The organism is Micromonospora inaquosa, assembly GCF_003857055.1.
GTDB classification, from domain to species: Bacteria; Actinomycetota; Actinomycetes; order Mycobacteriales; family Micromonosporaceae; genus Micromonospora; species Micromonospora inaquosa.
Genome location: NZ_QGSZ01000100.1, coordinates 1 through 9,303, shown reverse-complemented (window position 1 = coordinate 9,303; position 9,303 = coordinate 1). Strand labels below are relative to the sequence as shown.

The 9,303-nt window shown below is 71.5% G+C and carries 11 protein-coding genes; 5 read left to right on the top strand and 6 right to left on the bottom strand.

Annotation, left to right across the window (positions count from 1 at the left end; all coding sequences use genetic code 11):
- Positions 1–147 precede the first annotated feature (147 nt).
- From mobA to DLJ59_RS02110, 3 genes are all read left to right on the top strand, one after another.
- Positions 148–843, top strand: a complete 696-nt coding sequence (gene mobA, locus DLJ59_RS02120) for a molybdenum cofactor guanylyltransferase (protein ID WP_124770831.1) — start codon at positions 148–150, stop codon at positions 841–843.
- Positions 840–1,106, top strand: coding sequence for a DUF6457 domain-containing protein (locus DLJ59_RS02115; RefSeq protein WP_124770830.1), 267 nt, complete (start codon positions 840–842; stop codon positions 1,104–1,106). The genes mobA and DLJ59_RS02115 overlap by 4 nt, the downstream gene beginning before the upstream one ends.
- 81 nt (positions 1,107–1,187) lie before the next feature.
- Positions 1,188–2,294 carry a T3SS (YopN, CesT) and YbjN peptide-binding chaperone 1 gene (locus DLJ59_RS02110; RefSeq protein ID WP_030331736.1) on the top strand — a complete coding sequence of 369 codons (1,107 nt, stop codon included), beginning with the start codon at positions 1,188–1,190 and terminating at the stop codon, positions 2,292–2,294.
- 7 nt (positions 2,295–2,301) lie between these two features.
- Here DLJ59_RS02110 and DLJ59_RS02105 read toward each other — a convergent pair whose 3' ends face one another.
- Together DLJ59_RS02105 and DLJ59_RS02100 are read right to left on the bottom strand one after the other, a co-directional pair.
- Positions 2,302–3,258, bottom strand: coding sequence for a zinc-binding dehydrogenase (locus DLJ59_RS02105; RefSeq protein WP_124770829.1), 957 nt, complete (start codon positions 3,256–3,258; stop codon positions 2,302–2,304).
- Between the two features lie 73 nt (positions 3,259–3,331).
- Complete coding sequence (locus tag DLJ59_RS02100) at positions 3,332–3,796, bottom strand: Lrp/AsnC family transcriptional regulator (protein WP_124770828.1); 465 nt, start codon at positions 3,794–3,796, stop codon at positions 3,332–3,334.
- Between the two features lie 59 nt (positions 3,797–3,855).
- Here DLJ59_RS02100 and ddaH point away from each other — a divergent pair, with 59 nt between their 5' ends.
- Positions 3,856–4,689 (top strand): dimethylargininase, encoded by an 834-nt coding sequence (gene ddaH / locus DLJ59_RS02095; protein ID WP_341869562.1) that lies wholly within the window; start codon positions 3,856–3,858, stop codon positions 4,687–4,689.
- Between the two features lie 67 nt (positions 4,690–4,756).
- On the opposite strand, the gene DLJ59_RS02090 is transcribed toward ddaH, so the two are convergent.
- Both DLJ59_RS02090 and DLJ59_RS02085 read right to left on the bottom strand, forming a co-directional pair.
- Complete coding sequence (locus DLJ59_RS02090) at positions 4,757–5,944, bottom strand: ABC transporter substrate-binding protein (protein WP_124770827.1); 1,188 nt, start codon at positions 5,942–5,944, stop codon at positions 4,757–4,759.
- Positions 5,945–6,025: 81 nt separating this feature from the next.
- Complete coding sequence (locus tag DLJ59_RS02085; protein WP_124770826.1) at positions 6,026–6,823, bottom strand: alpha/beta hydrolase family protein; 798 nt, start codon at positions 6,821–6,823, stop codon at positions 6,026–6,028.
- Positions 6,824–6,907: 84 nt separating this feature from the next.
- Here DLJ59_RS02085 and DLJ59_RS02080 point away from each other — a divergent pair, with 84 nt between their 5' ends.
- The gene (locus DLJ59_RS02080) at positions 6,908–7,510 is read left to right on the top strand and encodes a bacterial proteasome activator family protein (RefSeq protein WP_091396749.1); all 603 of its coding nucleotides are present in this window, start codon (positions 6,908–6,910) and stop codon (positions 7,508–7,510) included.
- A gap of 2 nt (positions 7,511–7,512) precedes the next feature.
- Here DLJ59_RS02080 and DLJ59_RS02075 read toward each other — a convergent pair whose 3' ends face one another.
- Complete coding sequence (locus tag DLJ59_RS02075) at positions 7,513–8,325, bottom strand: HAD family hydrolase (RefSeq protein WP_124770825.1); 813 nt, start codon at positions 8,323–8,325, stop codon at positions 7,513–7,515.
- Positions 8,325–9,146, bottom strand: a complete 822-nt coding sequence (locus tag DLJ59_RS02070) for an HAD family hydrolase (protein ID WP_124770824.1) — start codon at positions 9,144–9,146, stop codon at positions 8,325–8,327. The genes DLJ59_RS02075 and DLJ59_RS02070 overlap by 1 nt, the downstream gene beginning before the upstream one ends.
- Between the last annotated feature and the right edge of the window lie 157 nt (positions 9,147–9,303).

Genomic DNA, 9,303 nt, shown 5'->3' with positions numbered 1-9,303 from the left:
ACCCCCAACCCAGCGCGTTGATCATGAAGTTGTCCGCGCGTGTCTTCGGCGCGTCGAGCGATAACCTCATGATCACCGGGGCGAGGGGTCGGGTCGGCAGGGTCGGCAGGGTCGGGCTGGCAGGGTCGGCACGGCTACGGTGGCCGGATGGGGACGTACGCCGCTGTGGTGCTCGCAGGTGGGGCCGCCCGACGGATGGGCGGGGTCGACAAGCCCGCGCTTCCGGTCGGCGGTCAACCGATGCGTGACCGGGTGCTGGCCGCCGTCACCGACGCGGTGCCGCGGGTGCTGGTCGGTGCGGCCGACGCCGTACCGGCGGGTGTGCTGGTCGTCCGCGAGGACCCGCCCGGCGGGGGTCCGGTCGCCGCGGCGGCGGCCGGCCTGGCACTGCTGGATGCCGACACCGGCATGGTCGCGCTGCTCGCCGCCGACCTGCCGCTGCTCACCCGGGCCGCGATCGGCGACCTGCTGAACCACCTCGACCGGGAGACCCCCGACACCGAACCGACGGGTGACCGCTCTGCTCCGGCATCGCCGGCCCACGGCGGCCTTGCATCACCGCCCCGCAGCGGCGGCGGCGAGCGGGGACCTGACGGGGTGTGTTTCGTGGACACCGACGGGCGGCGGCAGTCGCTCTGCGGTGTCTGGCGGGTCGCCGCGTTGCGGGCGGCGGTGGACCGGCTGACGGTCGAGCGGGGTGGCAGCCTGTCCGGGGCACCGGTCCGGGCGCTACTGGCCGGTCTCGTCGTGCGCGAGGTGGCCTGGTCCGGGGAGGGCCCGCCGCCGTGGTTCGACTGCGACACTGACGAGGACGTACGCCGGGCGGAGGAGTGGGCGCGATGACGGTGATGGACGACTGGGTCACGGCGGTGTGCGCCGAGTTGGATCTGGACCCGGCCGCGGTGCCGGTGCCGGCGGTGTTGGATCTGGCCCGGGATGTCGCCCACCAGGTGCTGCGTCCGGGGGCGCCGGTCACCGCGTACCTCTTTGGTCTGGCGGTTGGCCGGGGTGCCGAGCCGGCGGATGTCGCGGCCCGGCTCAGCGCTCTGGCCGGCACCTGGCCGGTCGAGTTGGGTGCCGACCCCGCGGACCCGACGGCCCGCTGACCGTCGCTGTCCGATCCCGGTCCGGGCTGATTCGACCTAGCGGCGGCGTGGGTAGGGTGATCGTGACGGACGGAGGCGATCATGACGGCTGACCACCCCTCGGCCCCGCACGGTGAGCTGCCCGGCGCTTCGACTGAGCCGGCGGAATCGATCCTGCTCGACGAGCCCAGCACCACCGATCTGCGGGCGAAGGTGACCGAGGCGTGGCGGGAGTTCGCCCGCGCGCTCGCTGTGCGGCTGCGGGAACTTCCCGTCGGCGCGCACCTCGACGTGACCCTGGACCCGACCGCCTCCGGCACCGGGGACGCCGTCTATTCGATCAGCGTCGACGTGGACGCGGACCGGGTGTTGTCCGCCCGCGCGGTCGGCAACGCCACCCTGCCGGCGGGGTACCGACTGGACCGGGGCGCGGTGGCGGACATGGTCGCGCTCGGTTGGTCCCCACCCGGGGTGGTCGCCGGCTCCGGCGGTTCCTTCGGGTTGAACGCCACGACGGGCGAGTCGACCCAGGTCGCCACGCTGCTCTCCCGCACGCTGCGGGACGTCTACGGTGCCCCGCATCCGGCCTTCCTCGTCTACCTGGTGCACGACGCCGAGGGCGAGCCGCTGACCGTGGACCCGTTGGGCACCGCGCGCAGCGAGTTCGGCCCGGACGCCGACGTCGAGGCGGACCTGGAGGAGGCGTTGGCCGAGGCGGCCGCCGCGCAGGTCGAGCGGGACGACGTGCTCGACCTGGCCGACCGGGTCCGCACCGTGGTCTCCACGATGTTGAAGTCGGACACCGACCGGTTGCAGATCGACTCGGACGGCGACATCACCATCCGGGCCGGCTCGGCGATGGTCTTCGTGCGGGTGCGGGACAACCCGCCCCTGGTGGACGTCTTCTCCCCGGTGCTCACCGAGGTGGAGCCGACCGAGCGGCTCTACGTCAAGCTCTCCGAGTTGACGAACCGGATGCCGATCGGCCGCCTCTACTGCGCCGACGACACGGTGTGGGCGTCCATCCCGGTGTTCGGCCGCAATTTCCAGGCCACCCATCTGATGCTCGCGGTGCAGGTGATGACCGGTCTCGCCGACGAGTTGGACGACCGTCTGCACGGCGAGTTCGGCGGCAAGCGCTTCTTCGGTGAGGGTGACAAGCCGGTCCGCCGCGACGAGTCGGAGCACCGCACCGGCATGTATCTCTGAGACTCGATCAGGCCACGTCCAGCAGGGTCTTGCCGACCGTCGCGCGCGCCTCGATGGCGGCGTGCGCGTCGGCGGCGCGTTCCAGCGGGAAACGTTGGCCGATGAGCGGGCGCAGGCGGCCGGCCGCTGCGTCCGCCAGGGCCTGTTCGGTGTACGCCCGCAGCCGGGCGGGTGGCACGTCGGGGCGGATCACTGTGACCTGCCGTGCCGTGGCGGCCTCCGCCGACACCGGTGACCACTCGCCGCTCGCCAACCCGAAGCTGACCATCCGGCCGCCCGGGGAGAGCAGGTCGAAGGCGGCCCGGGCCACCGGACCACCGACCCCGTCGAGCACCACGTCGACCCCGCCGACCGCCGCGCGGACCTGCTCGGCCCATTCGGGCAGCAGGTAGTCGACGGCCAGTTCGGCGCCCAGGCCGGGTAGCCGGTCCACCTTGCGTCGCCCACCGGCCGCGCCGATCACCTGGGCTCCGGCCCGGGCCGCGAGTTGCACCAACAGGCTGCCCACGCCGCCGGCCGCGGCTTCCACCAGCACCCGGTCGCCCGGGCGAACGCCGACCGCCTCGATCAGCATGGTGGCGGTCCGTCCGTCGGCCAGCAGCGCGACCGCAGCGTCCAGTGCCAGCCCGGCCGGCACCGCTATCGGCGCGGACGCGTCCACGGCCGCGCGTTCGGCGTAACCGCCGGAACCTCCGGTGGCGCTGACCACCCGTCGCCCGGTCAGTGCCGGGTCGACGTCCGACCCGACTGCCGTGATCACCCCGCCGACGCCGTTGCCGGGGATCAGCGGTGGGGTGAGGCGGAACGGGCCGGGGCGACCGGCGCGCAGTTGCGTCTCGATGAAGGTGATGTTCGCGTGCGCGACGTCGATCAGCACCTGGCCGGGGCCGGGCACCGGGTCGGGTGCGGGGCCGGGTACCAGCACCTCGGGTCCGCCGAACTCCCGTAACCAGATCGCCCGCATGACAGTCCCCCTCAGCGTCGATGGGCCGTCCGCCCATTCGGGGGTCAGTCCATCTCCTCAACCTGAGTTGAGGTCAAGAGGTGCCGGCGGACGGGCCGACGCCGGGCGATTCGACCAGCCGGGAGAGCACGATGGTGCTGCGGGTGGAGGTCACGAAGGATTCGGCGCGCAGCCGCTCCAGGGCTGCCTCCAGATGGCCGATGTCGGCGGCGCGCAGGTGCACGAGCGCGTCCGCCTCCCCGGAGACGGTGTACGCGCCGACGACCTCGGGGTGTCGGCGGGCGGCCACGCCGATCTGCGCCGGGGTGGTCCGGCCGGCGCAGAACAGCTCGACGAAGGCCTCCGTCGTCCAACCGACGGCGGCCGGGTCAACGACAGCCGTGAATCCCCTGATCACGCCGGTGGCGCGTAGTCGGTCGACGCGGCGCTTGACCGCTGGGGCGGAGAGTGACACCCGGGCGCCGATGTCGGCGTAGGACGCGCGGGCGTCTGCGACGAGTAACGCAATGATTCGCTGGTCTACCGCGTCTATCTGCAACGTTCCGCCTCTGGGAAGCAACGCTTGTGGCTGTTTTCAAAGTTCCACGGTACCTACTCTTGGTGACCGTGAACCAGCAGCGTTTCCCGCGAAAGCGGACATATCTCATGTGCTCGCCGGAGTATTTCGCGGTCGAGTACGCGATCAACCCGTGGATGGACGTGACCACGCCCGTCGACCGGGACCTGGCCGTCAAGCAGTGGGACCGGCTGCGCGAGGCGCTGGTCGGCCTCGGCCACGAGGTGCACCTGCTCACCCCCGAGCAGGGCCTGCCCGACATGGTCTACGCCGCCAACGGCGGCTTCGTGGTGGACGGCAGCGTCTACGGCGCCCGGTTCAAGCACGAGCAGCGGGCCGCCGAGGCCGCCGCCCACCACGCCTTCTACGAGGCGCAGGGCTGGCGGTTCATCGCGCCCAGCGAGACCAACGAGGGTGAGGGCGACTTCGCGTACGTGCCGGAGGCGCACGGCGGGCTCATTCTTGCCGGGCACGGCTTCCGCACCGAGATCCCGGCGCACGCCGAGGCGCAGGAGGCGTTGGGCCGTCCGGTGGTGTCGCTGCGCCTGATCGACCCACGCTTCTATCACCTGGACGTGGCGCTCGCGGCCATCGACGACGAGAACATCGCCTACTTCCCCGGCGCGTTCTCCGCCGCCAGCCAGCGGGTGCTCACCCAACTCTTCCCGGACGCGGTGATCGCCGACGACGAGGACGCGATGGCCTTCGGGCTCAACCTGGTCAGCGACGGCGCGAACGTGGTCCTCAACAGCGAGGCCACCCGCCTGGCCGGCAAGCTCAAGGCGGCCGGTTACACCCCGGTCCCCGTCGAGCTGGCCGAGTTGAAGAAGGGCGGCGGCAGCGTGAAGTGCTGCATCGCCGAGCTGCGGCACTGACCCGCGAACGTCTCGGGGCCGGCCTCCCACTGGGAGACCGGCCCCGAATCGTGCTCCGGGTGGGCGTTCAGCCCAGCGTGGCCAGCTCGTTGATCAGCACGTTCGACATGACCTGACCGTCGCGCTGCACCTCGCGCAGGTACCACTTCTGCTGCGGGGTACGCGGCTGGTTGAACTGCCAGATGCCGCGCGGGCTGTCGATCTGGCCGATCTTGCCCAGGGCCAGGTTGACCTGCTGCGGCGTGGGCTTCCCGCCGGTCAGCTCGATGGCCTGGTCGAGCACCTGCGCCGCGTCGTACGACGCCATCGCGTACGTGGTGGGGGTGACCTGGTACTTCTTGCGGTACGCCGAGGCGAAGACCCGGTTCGACGTGTTGTTCAGGTCGGCCGAGTAGTTCAGCGCGGTCTGGATGCCCAGCGCGTTGTCCTTCAGGTTCTCCAGCACGGTGCCCTCGGTGAGGAAGCCCGGTGCGTAGATCGGCCCGGAGAACTTCTCGCGCAGCTGCTTGATGAACTCCACAGCGGCCGCCCCGGCGAAGAAGCAGAAGACCGCAGTGGGCCGCTTGGCCAGCGCCTTGGAGATGTCCGAGGCGTACGTCGTCTTGCCGGGGTTGCCGGTGGCGTTGGTGTAGGTCACCGGGTCGCTGATCCGCGAGTCGGTCGCGCCGAACTCCTGCTTGAAGCCGCGGACCACGTCGGGGCTGCCGACGTTCTCCGGCATGATGATCGCGATCCGGCCGTTCGCCGGCAGTTGGTCACGCAGGTAGCGGCCGATGGCCCGGCCGGCCTCGTCGAGCACGTACGAGGTCCGCCAGATGTAGAAGACGCTCTGCAGGCTGCTCGGTGAGGCGTTGGAGCCGATCAGTGGAACCCGGGCCTGCTCCACGGTGTCCCGGATGCCGACCATCACCGCCGAGTTGACCACGCCGGTGAGCGCCAGCACGCCCTGCTTGAGCAGGCTCTCGACGGCGGCCTTGCCCGTCTTGGCGGTGTCACCCTCGTCGGCGGTCAGCAGTTCGACCGGGTGGCCGCCCAGCCGCTTGTCGTTGAGGTCGAGGAAGAGCTGGAAGCCGTTGGTGATGTCGTCGCCGATGCTCTTGAGGCCACCGGCCTGCGGCGTGATCAACCCGATCTTGATCGGGCTGCGGTTGGCGGTCGGTTCGGCGTCACTGTCTGAGCCACACCCGGCGACGAACCCGGTGGTACCGAGCGCGGCCAACAGTTGGAGCGCCCGCCTGCGATTCATCTGCGACACCGAGTTCCTTCCAAGGAAGCGTTGCAGGGCCGAACACCGCCCCTCCGGCGTTCTACCTGGTCCGCGACGCTGCGTCAATGGCTAGTGATCATCGTGCAAGGACCGCAACACAGCGAGGACGTGCGGCCAAGCGGCGGACTCCGGGTCGATCAGCCCGAAATGCTCGCATCCGGGCAGTTCAACAAGGGAAATATCGGAACCTGCGGCACGGGCCTCCGGGACGAAATCCCGGCTCATCTCCACCGGGACCTGATGATCGTCCGAACCGTGAACAACTACTGTCCGTGTTTGTATCGGTACCAACATTCGTGGATCTGTCGCCGCGTACCGGTCCGGGACCTGCGTCGGGCCGCCGCCGAGCAGCTCGGCGACCGCCCCCGAGTCAAGATTTCGCCGGTACGCCTCGCCCAGATCGGCCACCGGGGCCAGGGCGAGCACCCCGCTCACCGTCGCCGGGGCGGTAGCCGCCACGTACAGCCCCAGGTGGCCCCCGGCGGAGTGCCCGACCAGGATCGGCGCGGCCAGGCTCACCCGGCCGGGCAGCGCCTCGGCCGCCAGCGCGGGCAGCTCGGCCACCCCGGTCAGTACGTCGGTCAGGGTGCCCGGCCAGCCACCCCCGGGTTGCCCCGTCCGGCGGTATTCCAGCTGCGCCACCGGGTAGCCCTGCGCGGCGAGGGCCGCCGCCAACGGGCCAGTGTGCCGCCGGTCGTACTCGGCCCGCCAGAACCCGCCGTGCAGGACGACGACCAACGGCCGCGCCGGCCCACTCCCCGTCGGGAGGCGCAGATCGGCCACCTGATTCGGGTCGTCCCCGTACGCCACGGTCCGGTCGGGCTCCGGAGCGGGCCGGGTCAACACGGCGCGCGGGTCGACAGGCATGGCGCGACGGTAGCGCGCCCCGCCCGGGTGGTTCGGCCCCGGGAGTCGGTCCCGGGCGGCATGGCCCGGGCCCGCTGGGTAAAGATGGACCCCATGACCGAAGCGCGCTCCGCTGGACAGAACGACGAGCCCGGCCCCGACGACTCCGGCCACTCCGGCACCGTTGTGGTGGTCGGCCCGGACGGTCGGCCGATCGGCACGATGCAGACCGACGAGGGCCAGGGCGAGGACCCGACCCGCCTGGTCGAACAGCCGGCCAAGGTGATGCGGATCGGCAGCATGATCAAGCAGTTGCTGGAGGAGGTGAAGGCCGCACCTCTCGACGACGCCAGCCGCAACCGGATGCGGGAGATCCACGAGCGGTCGATCGTCGAGCTCAAGGAGGGCCTCGCCCCCGAGCTGCGCGACGAACTGGAGCGCATCTCGCTGCCCTTCGCCGAGGACAAGGCCCCCAGCGAGGGCGAGCTGCGGATCGCACACGCCCAGCTCGTCGGCTGGCTGGAGGGCCTGTTCCACGGCATCCAGGCGGCGCTGGTGGCCCAGCAGATGGCCGCCCGGGTGCAGCTGGAGCAGATGCGCGGCGGCCGGCAGGCGCTGCCCAGCGGCCCCGGCGGGGTCGTCCCCGGAATGCCGGGCATCGGCCAGCCGGGCGGCGGCGAGGGTCACAACACCGGCCAGTACCTCTGACCTCAGTCCACCCCGAAGATCTTCTCCAGGTACGCCGCCACGCCGTCCTCGGTGTTCGCCGTCGTCACGTCGTCGGCGACCGCCAGGACGGCGCGGTGCGCGTTGGCCACCGCCACGCCCCGGCCGGCCCAGGTCAGCATCGGTACGTCATTGGGCATGTCGCCGAAGGCCAGCACGTCCGCCGCGGCCACTCCGAGCTGGTCGCAGTACCAGGCCAGCCCCGCCGCCTTGGTCACCCCGGCCGCGGAGATCTCCACCAGCCCCGAGGACGACGAGTGCGTGGCCTCGGCCAACCCCGCCACCGCCGTGGCGATCAACTCGGCGAAGGCATCCGGGTCCTGCTCACCGGCTCGGGCGAGGAGCTTCACCGCCGGGACCGAGAGCAGCTCCTCCGGCGTCTCGATCGGCCTGATGGCGTCGGCGTCGGCGTCCCAGCGCAGCGGGTAGTGCGCCTCATGCCGCATCTCCCGGCTGTCCAGGATCTCCACGGCGAAGCTGATCCCGGGCACCTCGGCCCGTAGTCTCCGGGCCACCTCGGCCAGGTGGTGCGGCGCGAGCGGGTCGGCACGCACCACCTCGTCTTCGAACGGGTCGTAGACCACGGCGCCGTTGGCGCAGACCGCCGGCAGGGGCTGGGCGAGCTGGTCGTACACCATCTTGAGCCAGCGGACCGGACGGCCGGTGACCAGGACGACCGGCGTGCCTCGCGTGGAGATCCGGGCGAGCAGGTCGGCGGTGCGCGGGCTGAGCGTGTGGTCGTCACGGATCAGCGTGCCGTCGATGTCGGTGGCGACGAGGCGGGGCGTGTCTTCCATCAGCGGGACAGTAGCCGGTCGAGATACACCGCCACCCCGTCCTCGTCGTTGCGCAAGGTCACCTCGTCGGCGACGGCCCGCAGCGTGGGGTGCGCGTTCGCCACGGCAACCCGCGACCAGCCGGCCCACCCGAACATCGGCAGGTCGTTGGGCATGTCGCCGAAGACCAGCACGTCTGCCGGGTCGACCCCGAGCGTCTGCGCCACCACGGTCAGCCCGGTTGCCTTGTCCACGCCGGGCGGGCAGATCTCGACGAACCCGAGCCCGGCCTGGGTGAGCGTGGCGACGTGCGGCGGGACGATCTGGCGGGCCACCGCCAGCAGTTCGTCCACGTGGTGGTCGGCGGTCCGGGCGAAGGCCTTGATCACATCGGAGGCGAGGCACTCGTCACGAGTGCGCGCTTCGAAGCGGTCCTGGTAGGGCCAGCTCTCGTGGTAGTCACCCCACAGCGGGGCGTCATGCTCGTCGGACGCCTCGACCATGACGGTCAGCGGGCCGACCTCCGCCTCCAGATCGGCGAGGAGCCGGGCCAGCACCTCGGCGGGCAGCCGCTCGTCGCGCAGCACCACCGGACCGGTCGGGTCGCTCTGGCCGACCACCCACCCGCCGCCGGCCATCACCAGGAAGTCGGCGGCGCGGATGTCGTTGCGGGTCAACTCGCTCAACCGAGGGCCGCGTCCGGTCGCGCCGACCACCGGAATTCCGGCGGCGCGCACCCGGTCGAGCACCCCATGGGTGTACGCGGAGACGGTGTCATCGCTGCGGACCAGCGTCCCGTCGAGGTCGGTCGCGATCAACTTGGGCAGTCCCGGGCGGGTCATCGTTCCTCCTTCGCCCGCCGCCGTCGCACCTGCCATGGCCAGGGAAACTGCGGCCCGGCGTGACGGCGGGCAGCAACCGTACCTCGCGAAACGGGCCCCAACCATGGCTTCCAGGCGAATCGGACCCCAACCCCCGGGCTCTTATACACACCTGACG

Coding starts and splice junctions, on each gene's coding strand:
- DLJ59_RS02115 (WP_124770830.1), top strand. CDS start 840: ATGACGGTGATGGACGACTGGGTCACGGCGGTGTGCGCCGAGTTGGAT.
- mobA (WP_124770831.1), top strand. CDS start 148: ATGGGGACGTACGCCGCTGTGGTGCTCGCAGGTGGGGCCGCCCGACGG.
- DLJ59_RS02110 (WP_030331736.1), top strand. CDS start 1,188: ATGACGGCTGACCACCCCTCGGCCCCGCACGGTGAGCTGCCCGGCGCT.
- DLJ59_RS02070 (WP_124770824.1), bottom strand. CDS start 9,146: ATGACCCGCCCGGGACTGCCCAAGTTGATCGCGACCGACCTCGACGGG.
- DLJ59_RS02085 (WP_124770826.1), bottom strand. CDS start 6,823: ATGCCTGTCGACCCGCGCGCCGTGTTGACCCGGCCCGCTCCGGAGCCC.
- DLJ59_RS02105 (WP_124770829.1), bottom strand. CDS start 3,258: ATGCGGGCGATCTGGTTACGGGAGTTCGGCGGACCCGAGGTGCTGGTA.
- DLJ59_RS02075 (WP_124770825.1), bottom strand. CDS start 8,325: ATGGAAGACACGCCCCGCCTCGTCGCCACCGACATCGACGGCACGCTG.
- DLJ59_RS02080 (WP_091396749.1), top strand. CDS start 6,908: ATGGACCCCATGACCGAAGCGCGCTCCGCTGGACAGAACGACGAGCCC.